The organism is Salmonella sp. 32031103-2018-00083-FB-01-SM-01, assembly GCF_017571995.1.
GTDB classification, from domain to species: Bacteria; Pseudomonadota; Gammaproteobacteria; order Enterobacterales; family Enterobacteriaceae; genus Salmonella; species Salmonella enterica.
In genome coordinates, this window is sequence record NZ_JAGEQL010000001.1 from 347,369 (window position 1) to 371,945 (window position 24,577).

The 24,577-nt window shown below is 50.9% G+C and carries 25 protein-coding genes, 1 pseudogene and 1 other annotated feature; of the genes and pseudogenes, 19 read left to right on the forward strand and 7 right to left on the reverse strand.

Annotated features, from left to right (window positions below):
• Positions 1–121 precede the first annotated feature (121 nt).
• Positions 122–658: a YniB family protein gene (locus tag J4614_RS01690; RefSeq protein WP_000222158.1), complete on the forward strand. Its 537-nt coding sequence runs from the start codon at positions 122–124 to the stop codon at positions 656–658.
• 42 nt (positions 659–700) lie between these two features.
• Here J4614_RS01690 and J4614_RS01695 read toward each other — a convergent pair whose 3' ends face one another.
• The 3 genes from J4614_RS01695 to pfkB all read right to left on the reverse strand — a co-directional run bounded on the left by J4614_RS01695 (position 701) and on the right by pfkB (position 2,987).
• The gene (locus J4614_RS01695) at positions 701–1,561 is read right to left on the reverse strand and encodes a fructosamine kinase family protein (protein WP_000267686.1); all 861 of its coding nucleotides are present in this window, start codon (positions 1,559–1,561) and stop codon (positions 701–703) included.
• A gap of 106 nt (positions 1,562–1,667) precedes the next feature.
• Positions 1,668–1,958: a type V toxin-antitoxin system endoribonuclease antitoxin GhoS gene (ghoS, locus tag J4614_RS01700; RefSeq protein WP_000146133.1), complete on the reverse strand. Its 291-nt coding sequence runs from the start codon at positions 1,956–1,958 to the stop codon at positions 1,668–1,670.
• 96 nt (positions 1,959–2,054) lie between these two features.
• Positions 2,055–2,987: a 6-phosphofructokinase II gene (pfkB, locus tag J4614_RS01705; protein ID WP_000251697.1), complete on the reverse strand. Its 933-nt coding sequence runs from the start codon at positions 2,985–2,987 to the stop codon at positions 2,055–2,057.
• A 288-nt stretch (positions 2,988–3,275) separates the two neighbouring features.
• Between pfkB and J4614_RS01710 the strand changes: the two genes are divergently transcribed.
• Positions 3,276–4,034: a YdiY family protein gene (locus J4614_RS01710; protein WP_000770981.1), complete on the forward strand. Its 759-nt coding sequence runs from the start codon at positions 3,276–3,278 to the stop codon at positions 4,032–4,034.
• 48 nt (positions 4,035–4,082) lie between these two features.
• On the opposite strand, the gene J4614_RS01715 is transcribed toward J4614_RS01710, so the two are convergent.
• The gene (locus J4614_RS01715) at positions 4,083–5,042 is read right to left on the reverse strand and encodes a lipid A deacylase LpxR family protein (RefSeq protein ID WP_001046434.1); all 960 of its coding nucleotides are present in this window, start codon (positions 5,040–5,042) and stop codon (positions 4,083–4,085) included.
• Between the two features lie 142 nt (positions 5,043–5,184).
• Between J4614_RS01715 and J4614_RS01720 the strand changes: the two are divergent.
• The 16 genes and pseudogenes from J4614_RS01720 (at position 5,185) to selO (ending at position 19,423) form a co-directional block, all read left to right on the forward strand.
• A pseudogene (locus J4614_RS01720) lies at positions 5,185–5,499 on the forward strand (hypothetical protein).
• The gene (locus tag J4614_RS01725; RefSeq protein WP_001044089.1) at positions 5,496–6,350 is read left to right on the forward strand and encodes a DNA/RNA non-specific endonuclease; all 855 of its coding nucleotides are present in this window, start codon (positions 5,496–5,498) and stop codon (positions 6,348–6,350) included. The pseudogene J4614_RS01720 and the gene J4614_RS01725 overlap by 4 nt, the downstream one beginning before the upstream one ends.
• A 259-nt stretch (positions 6,351–6,609) precedes the next feature.
• A complete protein-coding gene (thrS, locus tag J4614_RS01730) occupies positions 6,610–8,538 on the forward strand; it encodes a threonine--tRNA ligase (RefSeq protein ID WP_001144212.1) in 1,929 nt (642 codons plus the stop codon).
• A gap of 3 nt (positions 8,539–8,541) precedes the next feature.
• A complete protein-coding gene (gene infC / locus J4614_RS01735) occupies positions 8,542–9,084 on the forward strand; it encodes a translation initiation factor IF-3 (protein WP_001574431.1) in 543 nt (180 codons plus the stop codon).
• Positions 9,085–9,179: 95 nt separating this feature from the next.
• Complete coding sequence (gene rpmI / locus J4614_RS01740; protein ID WP_001124225.1) at positions 9,180–9,377, forward strand: 50S ribosomal protein L35; 198 nt, start codon at positions 9,180–9,182, stop codon at positions 9,375–9,377.
• Between the two features lie 50 nt (positions 9,378–9,427).
• Positions 9,428–9,784 carry a 50S ribosomal protein L20 gene (gene rplT, locus J4614_RS01745; RefSeq protein WP_000124850.1) on the forward strand — a complete coding sequence of 119 codons (357 nt, stop codon included), beginning with the start codon at positions 9,428–9,430 and terminating at the stop codon, positions 9,782–9,784.
• Between the two features lie 115 nt (positions 9,785–9,899).
• Positions 9,900–10,023, forward strand: a sequence feature (Phe leader region).
• Positions 9,905–9,949 (forward strand): pheST operon leader peptide PheM, encoded by a 45-nt coding sequence (gene pheM / locus J4614_RS01750; RefSeq protein ID WP_001386830.1) that lies wholly within the window; start codon positions 9,905–9,907, stop codon positions 9,947–9,949. Its footprint overlaps the feature before it by 45 nt.
• 62 nt (positions 10,024–10,085) lie before the next feature.
• On the forward strand, positions 10,086–11,069 hold the full coding sequence (gene pheS, locus J4614_RS01755; protein WP_000018570.1) for a phenylalanine--tRNA ligase subunit alpha: 984 nt from the start codon (positions 10,086–10,088) through the stop codon (positions 11,067–11,069).
• Between the two features lie 15 nt (positions 11,070–11,084).
• Positions 11,085–13,472, forward strand: coding sequence for a phenylalanine--tRNA ligase subunit beta (gene pheT, locus J4614_RS01760; protein ID WP_000672395.1), 2,388 nt, complete (start codon positions 11,085–11,087; stop codon positions 13,470–13,472).
• A 4-nt stretch (positions 13,473–13,476) separates the two neighbouring features.
• Complete coding sequence (ihfA, locus tag J4614_RS01765; RefSeq protein ID WP_001229266.1) at positions 13,477–13,776, forward strand: integration host factor subunit alpha; 300 nt, start codon at positions 13,477–13,479, stop codon at positions 13,774–13,776.
• A 202-nt stretch (positions 13,777–13,978) separates the two neighbouring features.
• Positions 13,979–14,959 (forward strand): vitamin B12 ABC transporter permease BtuC, encoded by a 981-nt coding sequence (gene btuC, locus J4614_RS01770; RefSeq protein ID WP_000954977.1) that lies wholly within the window; start codon positions 13,979–13,981, stop codon positions 14,957–14,959.
• Between the two features lie 91 nt (positions 14,960–15,050).
• Positions 15,051–15,602 (forward strand): glutathione peroxidase, encoded by a 552-nt coding sequence (locus J4614_RS01775; RefSeq protein ID WP_001181568.1) that lies wholly within the window; start codon positions 15,051–15,053, stop codon positions 15,600–15,602.
• Positions 15,602–16,351: a vitamin B12 ABC transporter ATP-binding protein BtuD gene (gene btuD / locus J4614_RS01780; protein ID WP_000080607.1), complete on the forward strand. Its 750-nt coding sequence runs from the start codon at positions 15,602–15,604 to the stop codon at positions 16,349–16,351. The genes J4614_RS01775 and btuD overlap by 1 nt, the downstream gene beginning before the upstream one ends.
• Positions 16,352–16,427: 76 nt before the next feature.
• Entirely contained in the window at positions 16,428–16,892 is a 465-nt protein-coding gene (locus J4614_RS01785) for an NlpC/P60 family protein (protein ID WP_001213256.1), read from the forward strand.
• Positions 16,893–17,205: 313 nt separating this feature from the next.
• A complete protein-coding gene (gene ydiV, locus J4614_RS01790; RefSeq protein WP_000562004.1) occupies positions 17,206–17,919 on the forward strand; it encodes an anti-FlhDC factor YdiV in 714 nt (237 codons plus the stop codon).
• Between the two features lie 61 nt (positions 17,920–17,980).
• Positions 17,981–19,423, forward strand: a complete 1,443-nt coding sequence (gene selO, locus J4614_RS01795; protein WP_023213408.1) for a protein adenylyltransferase SelO — start codon at positions 17,981–17,983, stop codon at positions 19,421–19,423.
• Between the two features lie 34 nt (positions 19,424–19,457).
• Here the strand turns inward: selO and hemP are convergent, their stop codons facing one another.
• From hemP to ppsR, 3 genes are all read right to left on the reverse strand, one after another.
• Positions 19,458–19,649: a hemin uptake protein HemP gene (gene hemP, locus J4614_RS01800; protein WP_000089115.1), complete on the reverse strand. Its 192-nt coding sequence runs from the start codon at positions 19,647–19,649 to the stop codon at positions 19,458–19,460.
• 156 nt (positions 19,650–19,805) lie between these two features.
• Entirely contained in the window at positions 19,806–20,852 is a 1,047-nt protein-coding gene (gene aroH / locus J4614_RS01805; protein WP_001082196.1) for a 3-deoxy-7-phosphoheptulonate synthase AroH, read from the reverse strand.
• Positions 20,853–21,007: 155 nt separating this feature from the next.
• Complete coding sequence (gene ppsR, locus J4614_RS01810) at positions 21,008–21,841, reverse strand: posphoenolpyruvate synthetase regulatory kinase/phosphorylase PpsR (protein WP_000370992.1); 834 nt, start codon at positions 21,839–21,841, stop codon at positions 21,008–21,010.
• A gap of 336 nt (positions 21,842–22,177) precedes the next feature.
• Between ppsR and ppsA the strand changes: the two genes are divergently transcribed.
• Entirely contained in the window at positions 22,178–24,556 is a 2,379-nt protein-coding gene (gene ppsA / locus J4614_RS01815; protein ID WP_138019789.1) for a phosphoenolpyruvate synthase, read from the forward strand.
• Positions 24,557–24,577 lie beyond the last annotated feature (21 nt).

The window sequence follows — 24,577 nt, forward strand, 5'->3', positions numbered from 1 at the left end:
ATAACGAATTAAGCGTTCATTATGACCATGTTCTTAGTATATCGCCCTTAAAGATCAGGCGAAAACGGGAATCAACAGGTAGACTTAGGCCAAAACGACGCGTCTTTATCAAGGGGAACTCATGACGTATCAACAAGCTGGACGCATTGCAATCCTAAAAAGAGTTGTTGGGTGGGTTATTTTTATTCCGGCACTGCTTTCCACGCTCATCTCAGTCCTTAAATTTATGTATGCGCACAGTGAAAAGCAGGAGGGGATAAATGCGGTAATGCTGGATTTTACCCACGTAATGATAGACATGATGCGCGTGAATACGCCGTTTCTGAATGTTTTTTGGTACAACTCGCCGACGCCGAATTTTCAGGGAAGCCTGAATATCGGTTTCTGGCTCATTTTTATTCTGATTTTTGTCGGGCTGGCGATGCAGGATTCCGGCGCCAGAATGAGCCGCCAGTCACGTTTTTTGCGTGAAGGCGTGGAAGATCAGTTGATCCTGGAAAAAGCAAAAGGCGCGGAAGGGCTAACGCGTGAGCAGATAGAGTCACGTATCGTGGTGCCGCACCATACCATCTTTTTACAGTTTTTCCCGCTCTATATTTTGCCGGTCATTATTATCGTGCTCGGCTACTTTTTCTTTTCCTTGTTAGGCTTCATGTAAACTGAAAAATGCCGGATAGCCCGTATCCGGCATGGGCTGTACCTATACCGCAAGCAGCCGATCCATCGCTTTTTGCGCAGTAGCCAGGTGCTGACCGCCAAACAGCCTTGCCCGATTAAGCAGGGTGTAGAGCTGGTAAATCGGCTGCCTGTCGAGAAAATCCAGCGGTAGCGGCGAAACGGACTGATAGCCGTCATAAATCTGCGGTGGCTGATCGGTATGCAGCGGCAGCATCGCCAGATCGCATTCTCTGTCGCCCCAATAGCAGGCTGGATCGAAGATATAGGGGCCGTCAGGGCCAAGCGCGCAGTTCGCCGACCATAGATCGCCATGCAAAAGAGAAGGCTGCGGTTGATGCGACGCCAGACGTTGCTGAACATGTTCAACAATGGCGTCAATATTACCAAAGGTAATGCCTTTTTCCGCAGCGAGTTCAAGCTGCCAGCCAATGCGCTGTTCGGCGAAAAAAGTCGACCAACGGCGTTGCCAGGTATTCGGCTGCGGCGTGGTAGAGAGCGCGTTATCAAAATCGAGGCCGAATTGAGGTTGGTCGCTCCATTGGTGCAGGCGCGCCAGCTGTTGCCCAAGAATAAACGCATTATGGGCATCCAGCGGGCGGGGCGAGAGGTAGTCCATGACTAAAAAGCTGTAATCCCGATCCGAACCTACCGCCCATACCTTAGGCACAACAACGGTTTTACTGCGGGAGAGCAGCTCCAGCTGATCGGCTTCAGCGGTAAAACCGCGAAGCATTTCTCGTTCATCGCACTTTACGAAAAAATCATGGCCTGCATAACGTAAATGCCATGCGGCATGAACTTCTCCGCCTGGCAGTTCATTACGCAGTTCGATTTCGCCTTCACCGACTTGCTCGCTTAAAAGACGACTGATAGCTTGCCACATAATGTCTCTCCCCACGTTGTCTGCCAGATCATAAGGTTAGCGCAAAAATGCGGTTGAAAAATACGAACTAACGCACATCGCGGACGCGCCGCGGCGGGAATGGCACTTATTGTGCGTTTTTACTCCACGCCTCCCAGGTCGCCACGGTAATGTCGACATCCTTATCTAACGCGCTTTTCGCAAGTCCGGCGACAAGCGCTTTGATTTCATCAGCGCTCTGAGCGCTAACAAAGCCAAACGTATTGGTGCCGAGCTCATGCACATTCCCTTCATCGTCCGTTAATGTCAGCAAAAAACCGCTGCGCGTCAGATGATTATTGAGTTCGTTAATCTCGGTCAGGGAATCTTCATGGAAGGTTACGGTAATAACATAACGGGTAATATCGCCACTGGCCATCGTTCACCTCGTTGGGAGCAACTGTGTTTTTAACAGCGGCGGATGCGCCGCCCGTTAACCGATTTTCCGGTATCCCCCTCGGCGAGGGGGAAACGATTATTGCGCGGAAAGATAGGCGTATATTTTTTGGGTATCGTCACGAGAACACAGACGCGTACCTTGATTGAGCGTAGCAGCGCTGCCTGCCGCCACACCGAAGCGCACCATCTCTTCCAGCGACGCGTCTTGCGCCAGTTTTAACGTCATCGCGCCTACCATACTGTCGCCTGCGCCAACAGTACTTTGACTTTTCACCGGGGGAGGAACAACCTGGATGCAATTCTCACTGTCTATGCCCAGTGCCCCTTGCGGCCCCAGAGAGACCACTACCCGGCGAGCCTTGCCGCTTTGCACTAATTCCTGGGCCGCTTTACGCACATCATCAGGTTGCGTCAGATCGCGATTAACCAACGCGCTCAATTCTTTCAGGTTCGGTTTCACCAGTTCGATATCGCCAAGCGCCAGCGCGGCGGTGAGCGCGTCGCCAGAGCTATCAATAATGCAGCGAATGCCTTGCTTCTGCGCGGCGGAAATCAGTTGCGTGAGTTTCTCGACCTTAACGCCGGGCGGAAGGCTGCCGCTGATAACCAGAATTGCCCCGGATTCAATTTCCAGTACCTGTTCTTCAAGCTGGCGAAATTCGTCATCGTCCAGCGTAGCGCCGGGCATAACAAAACGATACTGTTCGCCGCTGGACTCGACGTGGACGTGCAGGTTCTGACGCGTCCAGTCTTTCGCATCGACGGTAGACACGGGGACATTTTCGTCAGCCAGTAGTGCGACCAGATGTTCGCCGGTAGCGCCGCCAGCCGGGAAAATTGCGGTCGCGGCGCCGCCAAGATGCGCAATGGCGCGAGCGACATTAATACCCCCGCCGCCGGGTTCGAATACCGGCGCGGAGCACCGCAGTTTACCTTCGGGATAAATTTGCGGCGTGATTGTTGCGCTATCGAGAGAGGGCGCAAGCGTCAACGTATAGATACGTACCATCGTTACCTCCTGTTAGGCTGATTTCAGTCTGGCACTTAATCCCCGGAAAGTGAAGGAATTAACAATATGATTTTCCGGATCTTTATTTAAAGAAGTACGATGTAAAGTTATATAAATAAATGAATGCTTCGGGAGGGTTCTTATTCAAAAAATGAAATAGTAATTGATTGCTATGTTATTCGGGGCTTCTTATAATTCGCTACCTTTCCAGGGGCGTTTGTCATTGATCCCTATGAAAGTTTCCGGGACCGTCGTGGTCTCTTTTTTAGTTGTACGGACTCTATATAAATGAAGCTTTTGAAGGCAGTACCCGCTGTAGTTATGCTGGCGGGTGGCGTGTTCGCGTCTCTGTATGCCGCCGCCGATGATTCCGTTTTTACTGTCATGGATGATCCCTCCACCGCGAAAAAACCTTTTGAAGGTAATCTGAATGCGGGCTACCTTGCTCAGTCAGGCAATACTAAAAGTTCTTCCTTAACGGCTGACACGGCGATGACCTGGTATGGACAACGTACCGCCTGGTCATTATGGGGCAATGCCAGCAATACCTCCTCTAATGATGAACGCTCTTCAGAAAAATATGCGGTAGGCGCGCGTAACCGTTTTAATATGACGGATTATGATTATACCTTTGGCCAGGCCAGTTGGCTGACAGACCGTTTCAACGGTTATCGTCAGCGCGACGTACTGACCGCCGGTTACGGGCGGCAGTTCCTTAATGGTCCAGTGCACAGCTTCCGTTTTGAATTCGGTCCAGGGGTTCGCTATGACGAACATACGGACGATACCACTGAAACGCAGCCGTTGGGTTATGCTTCCGGCAGCTATGCCTGGCAGTTAACTGACAATGCTAAGTTTACACAGGGGGTGTCAGTATTTGGCGCAGAAGACACCACACTAAATTCGGAAACAGCCCTCAATGTCGCCATTAACGAACATTTTGGTCTAAAGGTGGGGTATAATTTAACGTGGAACTCGCAGCCGCCTGAATCAGCGCCTGAACATACCGATCGCCGCACTACGGTAACGCTGGGCTATAAGATGTAATATTGTACCGGGTTACATTACGTAACCCGGTTATTCCGTGGTGACGCCTCAGAAGAAGAAGGTGATGTCGCCGTTGATATAAGAATAGTCGTCTCCGGTGCGAAATTCCGACGTGACTTTGTTTAAAGAAAGAGAAAATGCGACGGGAGAATAGCCGATGGTGGCACCGACGCGATATTCATCCACGGTTTTATTAATATCCACCGTTTCCATTTTTGTTTGCAGCGTTTTCCCCTGTAACGTGTAGTTTTTATCAACTTCCCTGCGCTCAACGCCAGCAAATACCTTATAGATCAATCCCTCTTTTTGAGTGTGTATTAACCCTCGGCGGGACAGTAACCCAAACCCATTATCAGAGTTGAAGGTCTTATCATTTCCCAGCGCAACGGTTGCGCCGTACCCTAAATACTGGAAGAGATTGCCGCCGACAGCAGAGACTTCTGGATAGAAGCCCACATTGACGCCCAGAATATCAATAGCTGGCGTAAGGGACACCATTCCTTTTGCCGTATAACCATAACGGTTTTCAATTTGATCCTGCCAGGCAGGGTATTTTTCTGCGCCTATTATTCGATGCGCCCGATTCTGAACCTCCTGACCACCTGCGTCAGGACCAATAACGCCGATATCGGTACCTAAACGATAACGTAACCAATTGGTGGCTAATGAATTCCACTCCAGTCCGGTATGAAGAAAGGCGCTGAACGCGCGGTCGCCTTTGACGGCTTCAGGCTTTCTCTTGTTAGCGCCTGATGGAGAATAAATATCTTGCGCGATATGAAAAGAGAGTTGACTGGCGTCAGTGAGATCGTGGCTGTAGCCTAAAAAGAGCCCGGCAGTATAATCACCCCGGTCTGCAGCCTTGTGCCCATAAAGGGCATTTAAGGATGGTTGAAATATACCTGCATCATCATTCGCCACTGAAATAGCAAGGCTACTGGCATTGGCCATTGTGGTCGTACTGAGTATGGCGGCAATCATCGTTGCGCAATAGCTGTATTTGTTCACTTTTTACCCCTGAATATGAAAGTGAATACTCTTATTTTTACAAAGTAATAAGCACAGCAGCATGATGCGCAGTGCTTATTAAACCTTTAAATATAACTAAACTCCTGCCAGCAGCGAGTCATTGAGAGGATACGTTGCCTTAATGTTGAAAAATGGTGTTGAAAAACATGCGTCAGATATTATTGAATATCCATTTTTCATTCGCTATCTGAGTGCGAGAAATTATTGGCTTCACGATTATGCATATAATACGATGTTTTTTGGTATCAACATGAATATCACGTTGTATTCTTTTGAGCTCATTTTCTATGATAACTTCGATGTTTATCTGTTATTAATTTTTACCGTGATAGTGTTGTCTTTAATGATGAGAGTATCTAACGGCTGGTAGGGTAATATAACCAAATCATTACCATCCAAATTATTAGGGCGGTTATTATTAAGGAAGAGAAAATGAATAAAACCATTAATCTGCTAAAATTACTGCCCGTAGTATTATTAAGCGCATGTACTACATCGTATCCTCCCCAGGATACAACATCGGCACCCGAGTTACCCCATCGTAACGTACTCGTTCAGCAACCTGATAACTGTAGCGTTGGCTGTCCTCAAGGAGGAAGCCAACAAACAATCTATCGCCATGTCTATACGCTCAATAATAATAGCGCCACGAAATTTGCCAACTGGGTTGCCTATAGCGTGACAAAGACCAGCCAGGCAAGCGGTCGCCCGCGGAACTGGGCGCAGGACCCCGATTTACCGCCCTCGGATACGTTGGCCCCTTCCGCTTATAAAAATGCCCATGCGCTATTAAAAGTCGACAGGGGGCACCAGGCGCCGTTGGCAGGATTGGGCGGCGTATCGGACTGGCCGTCGTTAAATTATTTATCGAATATTACGCCGCAGAAATCCGCCCTGAATCAGGGAGCATGGGCTGCACTGGAAAACCGGGTACGTGAACTTGCCAAACAGGCTGATGTATCTGTAGTGCACGTAGTGACCGGCCCCCTTTTTGAGCGGCATATCGCCACATTGCCAGAAGATGCTACGGTAGAAATTCCCAGCGGGTACTGGAAGGTTTTATTCACCGGAACGGCGCCGTCAAAAAGTGAAGGAAATTACGCTGCGTTTATTATGGATCAGAATACGCCCCGTTCGGCGAATTTTTGCGACTATCAGGTTACCGTGGAGGCTATCGAACATAAAACGAAGCCAGTGCTGACGCTGTGGTCTGCCTTGCCTGAAGCGGTAGCCAGTGAGGTGAAAACGACAAAGGGGAGTCTGGCGCAGAAGTTAGGTTGTCGATGAGAAGCGCTATACGGCGCGTAGAAAGATAACGGAGAAATCCTGTCAAGGGTCTTGATTTGCTACAGAGTGATGCAATCTCCCTTTTTTTAGTGTTACCATCGTCATGCCGGACGAAAATAGCGATTTTCGTCTGTGTCGAAGGTTGTGCGCCAATTTAGCAATGGTTGGCTAGATGGATACACAACTCACTGTCAATAAATTCATTTTCTCTTTGTATGTGATCTTGCGTATGGGTCACCACTGCAAATAAGGATATTACATGCCTGTTATTACTCTTCCTGATGGCAGCCAACGCCATTATGACCACCCTGTAAGCCCGATGGATGTTGCTCTGGACATTGGTCCTGGCCTGGCGAAAGCCACCATTGCGGGCCGTGTGAATGGCGACCTGGTTGATGCTTCCGATCTGATTGAAAATGATGCGACGCTTTCCATCATCACCGCAAAAGATGAAGAGGGTCTGGAGATCATTCGTCACTCTTGCGCGCATCTGTTAGGTCACGCAATCAAGCAACTTTGGCCGCACACGAAAATGGCGATCGGCCCGGTTGTCGACAACGGTTTTTACTATGACGTTGATCTTGACCGCACGCTAACTCAGGAAGATGTCGAAGCGCTCGAAAAGCGGATGCATGAGCTCGCCGAGAAAAATTACGACGTTATCAAGAAGAAAGTCAGCTGGCACGAAGCGCGTGAAACCTTCGTGAAGCGTGGTGAAAGCTACAAAGTTTCCATTCTTGATGAAAACATTGCTCATGATGACAAGCCTGGTTTGTACCATCATGAAGAATATGTCGACATGTGTCGTGGTCCGCACGTGCCGAATATGCGTTTCTGCCATCACTTTAAACTGATGAAAACTGCCGGCGCATACTGGCGTGGTGACAGCAATAATAAGATGTTGCAGCGTATTTACGGTACGGCATGGGCAGATAAAAAAGCCCTGAACGCTTATCTGCAGCGCCTGGAAGAGGCCGCAAAACGCGACCACCGTAAAATTGGTAAGCAGCTCGACCTGTATCATATGCAGGAAGAAGCGCCGGGCATGGTGTTCTGGCATAACGACGGCTGGACTATCTTCCGCGAGCTGGAGGTCTTTGTTCGTTCTAAACTCAAAGAGTACCAGTATCAAGAAGTTAAAGGCCCGTTCATGATGGACCGTGTGCTGTGGGAAAAAACCGGGCACTGGGACAACTATAAAGATGCGATGTTCACCACGTCCTCAGAAAACCGCGAATATTGCATCAAGCCGATGAACTGCCCGGGCCACGTTCAGATCTTTAACCAGGGTCTGAAATCCTATCGTGATTTGCCGCTGCGTATGGCGGAATTCGGTAGCTGCCACCGTAACGAGCCATCAGGCGCGCTGCATGGTCTGATGCGCGTACGCGGCTTTACGCAGGATGATGCGCATATCTTCTGCACCGAAGAGCAGATCCGCGATGAAGTTAACGCTTGTATTCGTATGGTCTACGATATGTACAGCACCTTTGGCTTCGAGAAGATCGTCGTCAAGCTTTCCACTCGTCCTGACAAGCGTATCGGCAGCGATGAGATGTGGGATCGTGCTGAGGCGGATCTGGCGGTTGCGCTGGAAGAAAATAATATCCCGTTTGAGTATCAACTGGGTGAAGGCGCATTCTACGGTCCGAAAATTGAATTTACCTTATATGACTGCCTCGATCGTGCATGGCAGTGCGGTACAGTACAGCTGGACTTCTCCTTACCGTCTCGTCTGAGCGCCTCCTATGTAGGCGAAGACAACGAGCGTAAGGTACCGGTAATGATTCACCGTGCGATTCTTGGGTCGATGGAACGCTTCATCGGTATCCTGACCGAAGAGTTCGCTGGTTTCTTCCCGACATGGCTTGCGCCGGTTCAGGTAGTCGTGATGAATATTACCGATTCGCAGTCTGAATACGTTAACGAATTGACGCAGAAACTACAAAATGCGGGCATTCGTGTAAAAGCAGACTTGAGAAATGAGAAGATTGGCTTTAAAATCCGCGAGCACACTTTACGTCGTGTCCCTTATATGTTGGTCTGTGGTGATAAAGAGGTGGAAGCAGGCAAAGTTGCCGTTCGCACCCGCCGCGGTAAAGACCTGGGCAGTCTGGACGTAAATGACGTGATTGAGAAGCTGCAACAAGAGATTCGCAGCCGCAGTCTTCAACAACTGGAGGAATAAAGTATTAAAGGCGGAAAACGAGTTCAAACGGCGCGTCCGAATCGTATTAATAGCGAAATTCGCGCGCAAGAAGTTCGCTTAACAGGTCTGGAAGGCGAGCAGCTTGGTATTGTGAGTCTGAGAGAAGCTCTGGAAAAAGCTGAAGAAGCCGGAGTAGACTTAGTCGAAATCAGCCCTAACGCCGAGCCGCCGGTTTGTCGTATAATGGATTACGGCAAATTCCTCTATGAAAAGAGTAAGTCTTCTAAGGAACAGAAGAAAAAGCAAAAAGTTATCCAGGTGAAGGAAATTAAATTCCGTCCTGGGACAGATGAAGGCGACTATCAGGTAAAACTCCGCAGCCTGATTCGCTTTCTCGAAGAGGGCGATAAGGCCAAAATCACGCTCCGTTTCCGCGGTCGTGAAATGGCCCACCAGCAAATCGGTATGGAAGTGCTTAATCGCGTGAAAGACGATTTGCAAGAACTGGCAGTGGTCGAATCCTTCCCAACGAAGATCGAAGGCCGTCAGATGATCATGGTGCTTGCTCCTAAGAAGAAACAGTAAGGCCTTCAAGTAACAATTCTGTGAAGCCTTCGGGCTTCACAGGTTTTGTTCGCCTATGTTTCGTTTATTAACAATGCGAAGTGGAAGTTATTAAAATGCCAAAAATTAAGACCGTACGCGGTGCTGCTAAGCGCTTCAAAAAAACCGGTAAAGGTGGTTTTAAGCACAAGCACGCTAACCTGCGTCACATTCTGACCAAAAAAGCGACTAAACGTAAACGTCACCTGCGTCCGAAAGCCATGGTTTCTAAAGGCGATCTGGGCCTGGTTATCGCGTGCCTGCCGTACGCATAAGCCGTTAACGTTTTTAACTTTTTAATTAGAATAGATACAGGAGAGCACATATGGCTCGCGTAAAACGTGGTGTAATTGCACGCGCACGTCACAAGAAAATTTTGAAACAAGCCAAAGGCTACTACGGTGCGCGTTCTCGCGTATACCGCGTTGCCTTCCAGGCAGTTATCAAAGCTGGTCAGTATGCTTACCGTGACCGTCGTCAACGTAAGCGTCAGTTCCGTCAACTGTGGATTGCGCGTATCAACGCAGCAGCACGTCAGAACGGTATTTCTTACAGCAAATTCATCAACGGCCTGAAAAAAGCCTCTGTTGAAATCGACCGTAAGATCCTGGCTGATATCGCCGTATTCGACAAAGTCGCGTTCACCGCGCTGGTTGAAAAAGCGAAAGCAGCTCTGGCATAAGCCAGTGAAAAGAGGGAGCCTGGCTCCCTCTCTTTTATTTACTGTTCAGTGAGTTGACAATTGACCTGTAACCCTTTTCAATAAAGGATATTCGGTTTTACCACATAAGGTAACGCAAGCATGAACGCTGCTATTTTCCGTTTCTTTTTTTACTTTAGCACCTGATCCCAGGAGGCTAGCGCGTGAAAAACGAAACGAAAAACAGCGCAAAAAAGCCTCCTGATGGAGGCTTTTTTTGTATCTGAAATCGAGAGATTACGTCCAATGAACCGGTGTCTTCACCGACACAATGAGGAAAACCATGTCACATCTCGCAGAGCTGGTTGCCAATGCAGCGGCCGCCATTAACCAGGCGTCAGATGTTGCCGCGTTAGACAATGTACGCGTCGAATATTTGGGCAAGAAAGGGCATTTAACCCTTCAGATGACGACCCTACGCGATCTGCCGCCGGAAGAGCGTCCGGCAGCCGGGGCAGTCATTAACGCCGCGAAAGAGCAGGTACAACAGGCTCTTAACGCGCGTAAAGCCGAGCTGGAAAGCGCAGCGCTTAACGCCCGTCTGGCCGCTGAAACCATCGATATCTCCCTGCCGGGGCGCCGTATTGAGAACGGCGGTCTGCATCCGGTCACGCGTACCATTGACCGTATTGAAAGTTTCTTCGGCGAGCTTGGTTTTACCGTGGCGACTGGCCCGGAAATCGAAGATGACTACCATAACTTCGATGCGTTAAACATTCCGGGTCATCATCCGGCCCGCGCCGATCATGATACCTTCTGGTTTGACGCGACCCGTCTGCTGCGGACCCAGACGTCTGGCGTCCAGATCCGGACGATGAAAGCGCAGCAACCGCCGATCCGTATTATTGCGCCGGGCCGTGTATACCGTAATGACTACGACCAGACGCATACTCCGATGTTCCATCAGATGGAAGGTCTGATTGTTGATACCAACATCAGCTTCACCAACCTCAAAGGTACGCTGCACGACTTCCTGCGTAATTTCTTTGAGGAGGATCTGCAGATTCGCTTCCGTCCTTCTTATTTTCCGTTTACCGAACCTTCTGCGGAAGTGGATGTGATGGGTAAAAACGGTAAATGGCTGGAGGTGCTGGGCTGCGGGATGGTGCATCCGAATGTGCTGCGTAATGTCGGTATCGATCCGGAAATCTATTCTGGCTTCGCTTTTGGTATGGGGATGGAACGTCTGACCATGTTGCGTTACGGCGTCACCGACCTGCGTTCATTCTTCGAAAACGATCTGCGTTTCCTTAAACAGTTTAAATAAAGGCAGGATAAAACAATGAAATTCAGCGAACTGTGGTTACGCGAGTGGGTTAACCCGGCAATTGATAGCGATGCGTTGGCTAACCAGATTACGATGGCTGGCCTGGAAGTAGACGGCGTTGAGCCGGTCGCGGGAAGCTTCAATGGCGTTGTGGTTGGGGAAGTGGTTGAGTGCGCCCAGCATCCGAACGCTGACAAATTGCGTGTAACGAAAGTCAACGTCGGCGGAGAACGCCTGTTGGATATCGTCTGCGGCGCGCCAAACTGTCGTCAGGGGCTGAAAGTAGCGGTGGCCACCATTGGCGCTATTCTGCCGGGCGATTTCAAAATTAAAGCGGCAAAACTGCGCGGCGAACCGTCTGAAGGGATGCTGTGCTCCTTCTCCGAACTGGGGATTTCCGACGATCACAGCGGCATTATCGAACTGCCGGCGGATGCGCCGCTGGGTACCGATATCCGTGAATACCTGAAGCTCGACGACAATACCATCGAAATTAGCGTCACGCCGAACCGTGCGGATTGCTTAGGTATCATCGGCGTTGCGCGTGATGTGGCGGTACTGAACAAAGCGCCGCTCCAGGAGCCTGAAATGGCGCCGGTTGCGGCAACCATCAGCGATACGCTGCCGATTACGGTAGAGGCCGCTGATGCGTGTCCACGCTATCTGGGCCGGGTGGTAAAAGGCATCAATGTTAACGCGCCGACGCCGCTGTGGATGAAAGAGAAACTGCGTCGCTGCGGTATTCGCTCCATCGATGCGGTGGTTGACGTCACCAACTATGTGTTGCTCGAACTGGGTCAGCCAATGCATGCTTTCGATAAAGATCGCATTGATGGCGGTATTGTCGTGCGGATGGCAAAAGAGGGTGAAACCGTCGTCCTGCTGGACGGTAGCGAAGCGACGTTAAATGCGGACACGCTGGTGATCGCCGATCACCATAAGGCGCTGGGGATAGCCGGTATTTTTGGCGGCGAACATTCCGGCGTGAACGGCGAAACGCAAAATGTGCTGCTGGAATGTGCGTACTTTAATCCGCTGTCTATCACCGGTCGCGCTCGCCGCCACGGTCTGCATACCGATGCGTCTCATCGCTACGAGCGCGGGGTAGACCCGGCGCTGCAATATAAAGCGATAGAGCGCGCTACTCGTCTGCTTCTTGATATCTGTGGCGGTGATGCGGGTCCGATAATTGATGTGAGCAACGAAGCAACGTTGCCGAAACGCGCCACCATTACGCTGCGTCGCAGTAAACTGGATCGCCTGATCGGGCATCATATTGCGGATGAGCAGGTCAGTGATATTCTGCGTCGTCTGGGCTGTGAAGTGACCGAAGGGCAGGACGAGTGGAAAGCCGTGGCGCCGACCTGGCGTTTCGATATGGAGATTGAAGAAGATCTGGTGGAAGAGGTGGCCCGCGTTTACGGTTATAACAATATTCCGGACGAGCCAATCCAGGCCGGTTTAATCATGGGGACGCACCGTGAAGCCGATCTGTCGTTGAAGCGGGTTAAAACCATGCTGAACGACAAAGGCTATCAGGAAGTGATTACCTATAGCTTTGTCGATCCTAAAGTACAACAGCTTATCCATCCAGGCGCAGAAGCGCTGCTGCTGCCAAACCCTATCTCCGTTGAGATGTCGGCGATGCGTCTGTCTCTGTGGAGCGGATTGCTGACGACTGTGGTCTATAACCAAAACCGCCAGCAGAATCGCGTGCGTATTTTTGAAACCGGTTTACGTTTCGTTCCGGATACACAAGCCAATCTGGGTATTCGACAGGATCTGATGCTGGCTGGCGTGATTTGCGGCAACCGCTATGATGAGCATTGGAACCTGGCAAAAGAGACCGTTGATTTCTATGATTTGAAAGGCGATCTGGAAGCGGTATTGGATTTAACCGGCAAACTGGGTGATATCCAGTTTAAGGCGGAGATGAATCCGGCTCTGCATCCGGGACAGTCTGCGGCGATTTATCTGAAAGATGAACGTATTGGTTTTATTGGGGTTGTTCACCCTGAACTGGAACGTAAACTGGATCTGAATGGTCGTACGCTGGTGTTTGAACTGGAATGGAATAAGCTCGCAGACCGTATCGTGCCGCAGGCGCGGGAGATTTCACGCTTCCCGGCCAACCGTCGCGATATTGCGGTTGTTGTTGCAGAAAACGTTCCCGCAGCGGATATTTTATCCGAATGTAAGAAAGTTGGCGTAAATCAGGTAGTTGGCGTAAACTTATTTGACGTGTACCGCGGTAAGGGTGTTGCGGAGGGTTATAAGAGCCTCGCTATCAGCCTGATCCTTCAGGATACCAACCGTACACTCGAAGAAGAGGAGATTGCCGCTACCGTCGCCAAATGTGTAGAGGCATTAAAAGAGCGATTCCAGGCATCATTGAGGGATTGAACCTATGGCGCTTACAAAAGCTGAAATGTCAGAATATCTGTTTGATAAGCTTGGGCTTAGCAAGCGGGATGCCAAAGAACTGGTTGAACTGTTTTTCGAAGAGATCCGTCGTGCTCTGGAAAACGGTGAGCAGGTGAAACTCTCTGGTTTTGGTAACTTCGATCTGCGTGATAAAAATCAACGTCCGGGGCGTAACCCGAAAACGGGTGAAGATATTCCTATTACAGCACGGCGCGTGGTGACCTTCAGACCCGGGCAGAAGTTAAAGAGCCGGGTCGAGAACGCTTCGCCCAAAGAAGAGTAATCAGATCCAGGCATAACATCCATCAGGGTGTGTTGCGGCAGATACGCTGCCATCCCGAAAGTAGATCAGCGGGATGACAGCGTATCTGTTAGCCTGAAAGATGACTCGTATAACTAAAAAGGCCGCATTGCGGCCTTTTTTCTTTCAAGTAAAGGATACCCACCGTAAAATCACGCTACCTCTTTTCAGCTGAATGGATAACATGCTGACTTTTGCCCGCCAACAACAGCGACGAAACGTTCGCTGGCTTCTGAGCCTGTCACTGCTGGTGCTACTGGCTACATTTCTGAGCTTATGCGCAGGCGAACAGTGGATTGCCCCCGGTGACTGGTTAAGCGCTCGGGGAGAACTGTTTGTCTGGCAAATTCGCCTTCCCCGCACGCTTGCGGTATTGCTGGTTGGCGCTGCGCTGGCGCTATCGGGCGCTGTGATGCAGGCGCTGTTTGAAAACCCACTTGCTGAACCGGGTCTGCTCGGCGTTTCGAATGGGGCCGGTGTTGGGCTTATTGCCGCCGTCTTACTGGGGCAGGGGCAACTGCCAGGATGGGCGCTGGGACTGTGCGCTATAGCCGGCGCGCTCATTATTACGTTAATCCTGCTGCGTTTTGCGCGCCGCCATCTCTCTACCAGCCGCTTGTTGTTGGCGGGCGTCGCGCTGGGCATTATCTGTAGCGCGCTGATGACGTGGGCTATCTATTTTTCCACCTCTTTCGATCTGCGGCAATTAATGTACTGGATGATGGGAGGATTCGGCGGCGTTGACTGGCAGCAGAGCTGGCTAATGATTGCGCTCATCCCGGTACTGATCTGGATATGTTGCCAGTCGCAACCGCTGAATATGCTGGCGCTAGGGGAAACCTCGGCGCGGCAACTTGGCCTGCCGCTGTGGTTCTGGCGCAATTTGTTGGTCGTCGCCACCGGCTGGATGGTGGGCGTCAGCGTGGCGATGGCGGGGGCGATTGGTTTTATCGGTCTGGTTATTCCGCACATCCTGCGCTTATGTGGTTTAACCGATCACCGGGTTTTACTTCCCGGCTGCGCGCTGGCCGGGGCTATCGCCCTGCTATTGGCTGATGTGGTCGCCCGACTGGCGCTGGCGTCGGCTGAACTGCCTATCGGGGTGGTCACCGCCACATTGGGGGCACCAGTGTTTATCTGGCTGCTGCTCAAATCCGCGCGTTAGCGCATCGGCAAACAACTGCTTTCATCATTCGCAGTCTATGATTAAAGGCTAACGATGAAACCCGCTATTCTACCGACATCAGGGAGACACCATGCAAAACTCGCTTCTTAATACTCACGTTACGACGATTGATGGAGAGGTCACTACACTTGAAAAATATGCCGGAAAAGTGCTGCTCATTGTAAACGTCGCCTCCAGATGTGGCCTGACGCCGCAATATGAACAGCTGGAAAATATCCAGAAGGCGTGGGCAGATCAGGGGTTTGTCGTGTTGGGTTTTCCCTGCAACCAGTTTATGGGGCAGGAGCCAGGCAGCGAAGAAGAGATTAAAACCTATTGCGCCAGCACCTGGCACGTCACGTTCCCGATGTTCAGTAAAATTGATGTGAATGGCGACGCGCGCCATCCGCTGTATCAAAAACTGATAGCCGCTGCGCCAACGGCAGTCGCGCCGGAGAAGAGCGGCTTTTACGAACGGATGGTAAGCAAAGGGCGTACGCCACTCTATCCGGATGATATTCTGTGGAATTTTGAAAAATTTTTGGTAGGCCGGGATGGTCAGGTAGTACAGCGTTTTTCGCCGGATATGACGCCTGAAGATCCTATTGTGATGGAAAGCATAAAAATCGCGTTGGCAAAATAATGTCTCAATTGATGCAATTAAAGGACGTCGCCGAGAGCACCCGCCTGGGGCCGCTTTCCGGCGAAGTAAGCGCAGGAGAGATCCTTCACCTTGTCGGGCCGAACGGCGCCGGAAAAAGCACGTTGCTGGCGCGTATGGCGGGGTTAACCTCAGGCGAGGGGAGCATCAGGTTTGGCGGAGCGCCGCTGGAGGCATGGGCGACGGCAACGCTTGCCCAACACCGCGCTTATCTTGCGCAACAGCAAAATCCGCCGTTCGCCATGCCGGTCTGGCATTACCTGACATTGCATCAACCGGATAAAACGCGAACCGGGCAGCTTAACGAGGTGGCCGATATGCTTGGATTGGGCGACAAACTGGGGCGAAGCGTGAATCAGCTTTCCGGTGGCGAGTGGCAGCGCGTTCGCCTTGCTGCCGTTGTACTACAAATTCATCCCGACGCTAATCCGGTCGGTCAATTATTGCTGCTTGATGAGCCGATGAACAGTCTCGATGTTGCGCAACAAAACGCTTTGGATCGGGTATTACATCATTTGTGTCAGGCAGGAATCGCGATTGTGATGAGTAGCCACGATCTGAACCACACGCTGCGCCATGCGCATAAAGCCTGGTTACTAAAGCGCGGTAAACTCATTGCCTGCGGCCGCCGGGAAGAGGTGCTCACCCCCTCTTATCTGGCGCAAGCCTACGGTCTGCGCTTTCGACGACTCGACGTTGAGGGGCATCCAATGCTCATTTCGGCCACTTAAGTAAAATCGTTTCTTGAAAAGCAGGTAATTTCGACGCTAAATTAATACCAAAATAAAAACAGAGGATTGTTGCGGCATGCGTTTTTGGCTTCTTGTTATCACAGCATTGTTCCTGGCAGGATGCAGTACTCATCGGGCACCGGCGCCAAACGCCAGATTATCAGACTCCATTACCGTCATTGCGGGTCTGAACGATCAGTTGCAGTCCTGGCGTGGTACGCCATACCGTTACGGCGGTATGAGTCGCAGAGGTGTGGACTGTTCCGGCTTTGTGGTAGTCACTATGCGCGACAAGTTTGATTTGCAGTTGCCTCGTGATACGCGTGAACAATCAAAAATCGGCACCAGAATCGATAAAGATGAATTGCTGCCTGGAGATTTGGTTTTCTTTAAAACCGGTTCGGGCGAAAGTGGTTTACATGTTGGTATTTACGATACAAATAATGAGTTTATTCATGCCTCTACCAGTCGTGGCGTGATGCGTTCATCGCTGGATAATGTGTACTGGCGAAAAAACTTCTGGCAGGCACGGCGAATTTAACCTCGCAGACGATATAAATTTTATAGTCTATTTTTAACATACCGTCGGTTGAACTTATGACATCTGTTGTCATCATATATAATGATATAACCGTAGCATTTACAAACGTACTTTTATTAAAAACGGGCGTGCTCACGCCCTGTTAAAAGTACAACATTGGATATTGGTTTATAATCAGAGTAAGTTAAAAAAAGGAACCGGTTTACCGGTAAACAAGAAAAATGATGACGCTTCAATTAGTATCTGAAGTTACGTCTGTTTCCGTCCGTAGTGACTGGATGGCGAATAGCGCCCTAACCATGGGACTGGCGTAATGATTGCTTCACTTGATGAGCTTTACCATTCCGAACTCTTTTTCCTTCCCGTCATGGATGAAAACGCTCGGCTTGTTGGTTTAGAGATTATTGCAACGTTTGCCGCTGAAGACGGCGCCGTGCGGATGCCGACTGAGTTGGTAGCGCCTCGCCTTTCGGTGGAGGAACAATACTGTCTGTTTGTTGAAAAACTGGCATTGTTAGAAACCTGTCAGCACTTTTTTATTCAGCATAAACTTATTGCATGGCTTAATTTACCGCCTGCAATTAGTGACTTATTATTATTAGATAGCGAACTTTTTTCCCGGGCAGCGCGCTTTCCGTTTCTTGAATTAGCTATAAATGAGAATTATCCTGGGTTAAACCAGGGCAAAAACAATGAAACGTTAGCTAATCTGGCAATGCATTTCCCATTAATGCTGGCAAATTTTGGGGCAGGCGAGGCGTCGACTAAAGCTATTTTCGATGGACTTTTCAAACGAGTCATGTTGGATAAAAATTTTATTCAGCAGCGAGCTGAAATGATCTCATTCGAACCATTCATGCACGCCATCGTTGCCCAGATCTCCTCCAGCTGCGAGTCGCTGATGATTGCCGGTATTGATACTGAGGCGATGTTTGCGCGCGCAGCGCCATTGGGGTTTAGCGCATTTCAGGGCGGACTATGGCCTCCGGTGCCGGTAAACCAGCTCATTAAACTCGTTCAGCGATAACCTTTCTGTTTGCCGGTGTTTAACCGGTGATTAACCGTCTACACTGAAGACAGGAGGCCCTATGACCCTGTCTTTTACTGCCCGTTGGCGCGATGAACTGCCAGCAACGTATACCGCGCTTTTACCCACACCGTTAAAAAATGCGCGACTGATTTGGTATAACGACGAACTGGCGCAGCAGTTAGCCATTCCCGCGTCGTTATTTGACGTTACCAATGGCGCTGGCGTTTGGGGCGGCGAAACCTTATTACCCGGTATGTCGCCTGTCGCGCAGGTATATAGCGGGCATCAGTTCGGCGTCTGGGCGGGACAACTCGGCGACGGACGCGGTATTTTGCTGGGCGAACAGCTCCTGGCGGATGGCTCGACCCTCGACTGGCATCTGAAAGGCGCCGGATTAACACCCTATTCGCGAATGGGGGATGGACGCGCCGTCCTGCGTTCAACCATACGAGAAAGTCTTGCCAGCGAAGCCATGCATTATCTGGGTATTCCCACTACGCGCGCGTTATCTATCGTAGCCAGCGATACGCCGGTTCAGCGAGAGACGCAGGAAACGGGCGCGATGTTAATGCGTCTGGCGCAAAGTCATATGCGTTTTGGTCATTTCGAGCATTTCTACTACCGCCGTGAGCCGGAAAAAGTTCAGCAACTGGCTGATTTCGCTATTCGTCATTACTGGCCGCAATGGCAGGATGTCCCGGAAAAATATGCTTTGTGGTTTGAAGAGGTGGCGGCGCGTACCGGAAGACTCATCGCCGAGTGGCAAACCGTCGGTTTTTCGCACGGCGTTATGAATACGGATAACATGTCGATTCTGGGGCTGACCATCGACTATGGCCCCTTTGGTTTTCTCGACGACTACGATCCCGGCTTCATTGGTAACCATTCCGATCATCAGGGACGTTACCGCTTCGATAATCAACCGTCGGTGGCGCTGTGGAATTTACAACGTCTGGCGCAGACGTTAACTCCTTTTATTGAGATCGACGCGTTAAACAGAGCGCTGGATCGTTACCAGGACGCGTTGTTAACGCACTATGGGCAGCGAATGCGCCAGAAGCTGGGCTTCTTTACCGAGCAAAAAGACGATAACGCTTTACTGAATGAATTGTTTAGTCTGATGGCGCGCGAAGGGAGTGATTATACCCGTACATTTCGGATGTTAAGCCATACGGAGCAACAGAGCGCTTCCTCGCCGTTGCGGGATACGTTTATCGATCGCACGGCGTTCGATGCCTGGTTCGACCGCTACCGGGCGCGATTGCGCACAGAGGCGGTGGATGACGCGCTGCGCCAGCAGCAGATGCAACGCGTGAATCCTGCGATTGTGTTGCGGAACTGGCTGGCGCAACGCGCGATAGATGCGGCTGAACAGGGAGATATGGCGGAACTGCATCGGTTGCATGAAGTTTTACGTCAACCTTTTACCGATCGAGATGATGACTATGCCAGCCGACCACCGGAGTGGGGAAAGCGGCTGGAGGTCAGTTGTTCAAGTTAGCCTGATGCCAGCAGTATCGTTTGCTGGCGGAGCGCTATTTGGTTAACAGTAGCTTACCGGCCTGAGTTTTGCGCAACAGATACTCCTGACCGTTGTGATCGATAATGACTTTGCCGTCCGGACCTAATAGCGCCTGACTGTTGACGCGCCGTTCAGCAGCAGGGAGAAGCGTTTCATTGTCTATTTCCTTAGGGTGAGGCAGCTCGGTGTTATCCATACGCGACATGTTATTTATTAATAATCAAACTCACAATGATTATTATTATCAATAATTAATGCGATGACAGCAAGTGCTAATTCTGTGGAGTGATATACGCGCGGGGAGAGAAAAGGGCGGGTAAAGCATCGAAGAAACGCCCATCCCGGCAGGATGGGCGAGCTATTAAAAGCGGCTATCTACCGCCGCGGCCAGTTTTTCCAACAGAACTTCCGTATCTTCCCAGTTCAGGCAGGGATCGGTAATGGACTGACCATAGATTAATGGTTGACCGCTGATAATTTTTTGCGTGCCTTCCCGTAAAAAACTCTCGGCCATAATCCCGGCAATTGCCGTGGAGCCATTACGAATCTGCTGGCAAATATCATCACATACCTCCAACTGGCGGCGATGCTGTTTTTGACAGTTGCCGTGGCTGAAGTCGACGACCAGATGTTCCGGCAGATCAAATTCATGCAACGTGTCGCAGGCGGCGGCAATATCTTCAGCGTGGTAGTTCGGTTTTTTACCGCCGCGCATGATGATGTGCCCATACGGGTTGCCACTCGTCTGGTAGATGGTCATCTGTCCGTCTTTATCCGGCGAGAGAAACATATGGCTGGCGCGGGAGGCGCGAATAGCGTCAACGGCAATGCGAGTATTGCCATCCGTACCATTTTTAAAGCCGACCGGACAAGAGAGCGCAGAAGCCATTTCCCGATGGATTTGGCTTTCGGTGGTACGCGCGCCAATCGCTCCCCAACTGATCAGATCGGCAATAAACTGGCCAGTGACCATATCAAGAAATTCTGTGGCGGTCGGTACTCCCAGTTCGTTCACCTGCAATAGCAAGCGACGCGCAAGTTCAAGCCCATAATTGACGCGGTAACTTCCATTCAAGTCGGGATCGGAAATCAGGCCTTTCCATCCCACGACGGTGCGCGGTTTTTCAAAATAGGTGCGCATGACGATCTCCAGACGCGCCTGATGCTTTTGGCGTTGTGCCTGGAGCTGCGTCGCGTATTCCATGGCAGCATTCAGATCGTGAATCGAACAGGGGCCAATGACGACCAGTAGCCGTGGATCTTCACCATTTAAAATCTTTTCTATCCGGCGTCGGGAGTCGGTAACGTGACTGGCGACGGAGGACGATACAGGATACCGCTGCGCGAGTTCGGTCGGTGTTACCAGGCTGTCGATACGCGCAGTACGGAGTTCGTCGGTTCTGTTCATTACAAGTCTCAGAAATTTGTTGCTTCAACGGCAGGACTACCGGGAAGTGATGGGCATCACGATAAACCAATCCCTGCTGATTTCAAGTGCGAGGCGTGTCACACCTCGCAGGCAGAACAGCATGATAACAAAAACCAAACCATTAAACTAGTTTGCTAGTACATCCTGCGGTTAAGCCCCATAATATCGAGAATCTTGGTGGCTATCTCTTCAACAGAATAATTGGTGCTGTTCAGGCAGGGGATCTGATTCTTACGATACAGCGCTTCGACCTCCGCCACTTCCATGCGGCACTGACGCAACGAGGCATAGCGACTGTTTTCACGGCGTTCTTCGCGAATAGCCGCCAGGCGTTCAGGGTCAATTGTCAGGCCGAACAGTTTATGTTGTAGCGGTTTTAACGATGTGGGCAGCGTCAAATTATCCATATCATCGGCGATGAAAGGGTAGTTAGCCGCACGAATACCGAATTGCATCGCCAGATAGAGACTGGTGGGCGTTTTTCCACAGCGCGAAACGCCAAGCAAAATGACCTGAGCCTGATCGAGGTTGCGCAATGAAATGCCATCATCATGCGCCAGGGTATAATCGATAGCGGCAATACGGGCGTCATACTTGTTCAGGTTACCCGGATTAAGCCCATGAGTACGATGAGCGATCGGCGTCGGATCCAGTTTCATCTCCTGCTGAAGCGGCGCCACCAGCGCCTGGACGATATCCTGGCAGAAACCTTCGCTCTGTAAGATGATGGCGCGAATTTCAGGTAAAACAATCGAGTAAAACACCAGCGGGCGAACGCCGGTTTGCTGATAAATGGCGTCAATTTGGTCTTTGACGGCGCGGGCGCGACTTTCGTTTTCCACGAATGGCAGCGTGATGCTGCTGATCGTCACCGGAAACTGCGACATAACCGCGTGACCCAGGACCTCGGCGGTGATGGCGGTACCATCAGAAATATAGAAAACATGGCGATCAACAACATTATCCATTCTGTTCATCCTGAAGAGTAAACATAATTATCTGAAAGCATAAATTAAAAGTAACGGGAAACGTATAACTTGTCGCTTATTTTATAAAATGACAGACACTTTTTATAATTAATGAAAAGTGTGTTTCATTTCCTGGAAACGCAGTTTATACCGAGGGTGATTAAGGGAATGCCGTGCTATGCGCGGGTTTGCGCAACTACGTAAACAATCTGAAAAAATGAAAAAATAAATTTGCTTGAACGATTCACCGTTTTTTTCGCGGGTTTAAGTATGCCAGGATAAATACGCAACTATGTGTTTCTTAAACTCGTTCATTTATCACAAAAGGATTGTTCGATGTCCAACAATGGCTCGTCACCGCTGGTGCTTTGGTATAACCAACTCGGCATGAATGATGTAGACAGAGTTGGGGGCAAAAATGCCTCCCTGGGTGAAATGATTACTAACCTTTCCGGCATGGGCGTATCCGTTCCGAATGGTTTTGCAACCACTGCCGATGCGTTTAACCAGTTTTTGGATCAAAGTGGCGTAAACCAGCGCATTTATGAGCTGCTGGATAAGACAGATATTGATGATGTCTCCCAGCTGGCGAAAGCGGGCGCGCAGATCCGCCAGTGGATTATCGACACTCCTTTCCAGCCGGAGCTGGAAAACGCCATCCGCGATGCCTATGCGCAGCTTTCGTCGGATGATGAAAATGCCTCTTTTGCCGTGCGTTCCTCCGCCACGGCGGAAGATATGCCAGATGCTTCGTTTGCGGGCCAACAGGAAACGTTTCTTAACGTTCAGGGCTTCGATGCGGTACTGGTGGCAGTGAAACACGTATTTGCTTCTCTGTTTAACGATCGTGCCATCTCTTATCGCGTTCACCAGGGATATGATCATCGCGGCGTAGCGCTTTCCGCTGGCGTGCAGCGGATGGTTCGCTCCGATCTCGCCTCGTCAGGGGTGATGTTCTCTATCGATACCGAATCCGGCTTTGACCAGGTGGTCTTTATCACCTCGGCATGGGGACTGGGTGAAATGGTGGTGCAGGGCGCGGTTAACCCGGATGAATTTTATGTCCATAAGCCAACCCTGGCGGCAGGCCGTCCGGCCATCGTACGCCGCACCATGGGGTCGAAAAAAATCCGCATGGTTTACGCCGCCACCCAGGAGCACGGCAAGCAAGTGAAGATTGAGGATGTGCCGCAGGAACAGCGCGACATTTTCTCGCTCACCAACGAAGAAGTGCAGGAGCTGGCGAAACAAGCGGTGCAGATTGAGCAGCACTATGGTCGTCCGATGGATATCGAATGGGCGAAAGACGGTCATACCGGTAAGCTCTTTATTGTGCAGGCACGTCCGGAAACCGTGCGCTCCCGTGGCCAGGTGATGGAGCGTTATACGCTACATGCGCAGGGGAAAATCATTGCCGAAGGTCGCGCCATTGGGCATCGTATCGGCGCGGGTATGGTAAAAGTTATTCATGATATCGGCGAAATGAACCGTATTGAGCCTGGCGATGTGCTTGTCACCGATATGACCGACCCGGACTGGGAACCGATCATGAAAAAAGCGGCGGCGATTGTCACTAACCGTGGCGGGCGCACCTGTCATGCGGCAATTATCGCCCGCGAATTGGGTATTCCGGCGGTAGTCGGCTGCGGCGACGCCACCGAACGCATGAAAGATGGCGAAAAAGTAACCGTCTCCTGCGCAGAAGGTGATACCGGTTATGTGTATGCCGACATGCTGGATTTCAGCGTAAAAAGCTCCAGCGTAGATACCATGCCAGAGCTACCGCTGAAGGTCATGATGAACGTCGGCAACCCGGACAGGGCATTTGACTTTGCCTGCCTGCCGAATGAAGGCGTAGGTCTGGCGCGACTGGAATTCATCATTAACCGTATGATTGGCGTTCACCCGCGTGCGCTGCTGGAGTTTGACGACCAGGATGCCGCGCTGCAAAACGACATTCGTGAGATGATGAAAGGGTTTGACTCGCCGCGTGAATTTTACGTTGGTCGACTGACGGAAGGGATCGCGACGTTAGGCGCCGCCTTCTACCCGAAACGCGTTATCGTTCGTCTGTCTGACTTTAAGTCCAACGAATACGCCAACCTGGTCGGCGGCGAACGCTATGAGCCGCATGAAGAAAACCCGATGCTGGGCTTCCGCGGCGCGGGTCGTTACGTCGCAGAAAGTTTCCGCGATTGTTTTGCGCTGGAATGCGAAGCGGTGAAACGCGTGCGCAACGATATGGGCCTTACCAACGTCGAAATCATGATCCCGTTCGTGCGGACGGTCGACCAGGCGAAAGCGGTCATCGAAGAGCTGGCGCGCCAGGGGCTTAAACGCGGCGAGAACGGGCTGAAGATCATCATGATGTGCGAGATCCCGTCCAATGCCTTGCTGGCTGAACAGTTCCTCGAGTATTTTGATGGCTTCTCGATTGGTTCTAACGACATGACGCAGCTGGCGCTGGGGCTGGATCGCGATTCCGGCGTGGTGTCTGAACTGTTTGACGAGCGTAACGACGCGGTGAAAGCGCTGCTGTCTATGGCGATCCGCGCGGCGAAAAAACAGGGCAAATATGTTGGAATTTGTGGTCAGGGTCCGTCCGACCATGAAGACTTTGCCGCCTGGCTGATGGAAGAGGGGATCGACAGCCTGTCGCTGAACCCGGACACCGTGGTTCAGACCTGGCTGAGTCTGGCGGAACTGAAGAAGTAAACCGCGACCAGATAACGCTAT

Bases quoted from the DNA above. Each gene is read 5' to 3' on its own strand.
- btuD (WP_000080607.1), top strand. From the start codon at position 15,602: ATGTCTCAATTGATGCAATTAAAGGACGTCGCCGAGAGCACCCGCCTG.
- J4614_RS01695 (WP_000267686.1), bottom strand. From the start codon at position 1,561: ATGTGGCAAGCTATCAGTCGTCTTTTAAGCGAGCAAGTCGGTGAAGGC.
- J4614_RS01710 (WP_000770981.1), top strand. From the start codon at position 3,276: ATGAAGCTTTTGAAGGCAGTACCCGCTGTAGTTATGCTGGCGGGTGGC.
- J4614_RS01690 (WP_000222158.1), top strand. From the start codon at position 122: ATGACGTATCAACAAGCTGGACGCATTGCAATCCTAAAAAGAGTTGTT.
- J4614_RS01785 (WP_001213256.1), top strand. From the start codon at position 16,428: ATGCGTTTTTGGCTTCTTGTTATCACAGCATTGTTCCTGGCAGGATGC.
- J4614_RS01725 (WP_001044089.1), top strand. From the start codon at position 5,496: ATGAATAAAACCATTAATCTGCTAAAATTACTGCCCGTAGTATTATTA.
- aroH (WP_001082196.1), bottom strand. From the start codon at position 20,852: ATGAACAGAACCGACGAACTCCGTACTGCGCGTATCGACAGCCTGGTA.
- ghoS (WP_000146133.1), bottom strand. From the start codon at position 1,958: ATGGCCAGTGGCGATATTACCCGTTATGTTATTACCGTAACCTTCCAT.
- J4614_RS01775 (WP_001181568.1), top strand. From the start codon at position 15,051: ATGCAAAACTCGCTTCTTAATACTCACGTTACGACGATTGATGGAGAG.
- pfkB (WP_000251697.1), bottom strand. From the start codon at position 2,987: ATGGTACGTATCTATACGTTGACGCTTGCGCCCTCTCTCGATAGCGCA.
- rplT (WP_000124850.1), top strand. From the start codon at position 9,428: ATGGCTCGCGTAAAACGTGGTGTAATTGCACGCGCACGTCACAAGAAA.
- pheT (WP_000672395.1), top strand. From the start codon at position 11,085: ATGAAATTCAGCGAACTGTGGTTACGCGAGTGGGTTAACCCGGCAATT.
- ppsR (WP_000370992.1), bottom strand. From the start codon at position 21,841: ATGGATAATGTTGTTGATCGCCATGTTTTCTATATTTCTGATGGTACC.
- ppsA (WP_138019789.1), top strand. From the start codon at position 22,178: ATGTCCAACAATGGCTCGTCACCGCTGGTGCTTTGGTATAACCAACTC.
- thrS (WP_001144212.1), top strand. From the start codon at position 6,610: ATGCCTGTTATTACTCTTCCTGATGGCAGCCAACGCCATTATGACCAC.
- ihfA (WP_001229266.1), top strand. From the start codon at position 13,477: ATGGCGCTTACAAAAGCTGAAATGTCAGAATATCTGTTTGATAAGCTT.
- btuC (WP_000954977.1), top strand. From the start codon at position 13,979: ATGCTGACTTTTGCCCGCCAACAACAGCGACGAAACGTTCGCTGGCTT.
- rpmI (WP_001124225.1), top strand. From the start codon at position 9,180: ATGCCAAAAATTAAGACCGTACGCGGTGCTGCTAAGCGCTTCAAAAAA.
- selO (WP_023213408.1), top strand. From the start codon at position 17,981: ATGACCCTGTCTTTTACTGCCCGTTGGCGCGATGAACTGCCAGCAACG.
- hemP (WP_000089115.1), bottom strand. From the start codon at position 19,649: ATGTCGCGTATGGATAACACCGAGCTGCCTCACCCTAAGGAAATAGAC.
- ydiV (WP_000562004.1), top strand. From the start codon at position 17,206: ATGATTGCTTCACTTGATGAGCTTTACCATTCCGAACTCTTTTTCCTT.
- pheS (WP_000018570.1), top strand. From the start codon at position 10,086: ATGTCACATCTCGCAGAGCTGGTTGCCAATGCAGCGGCCGCCATTAAC.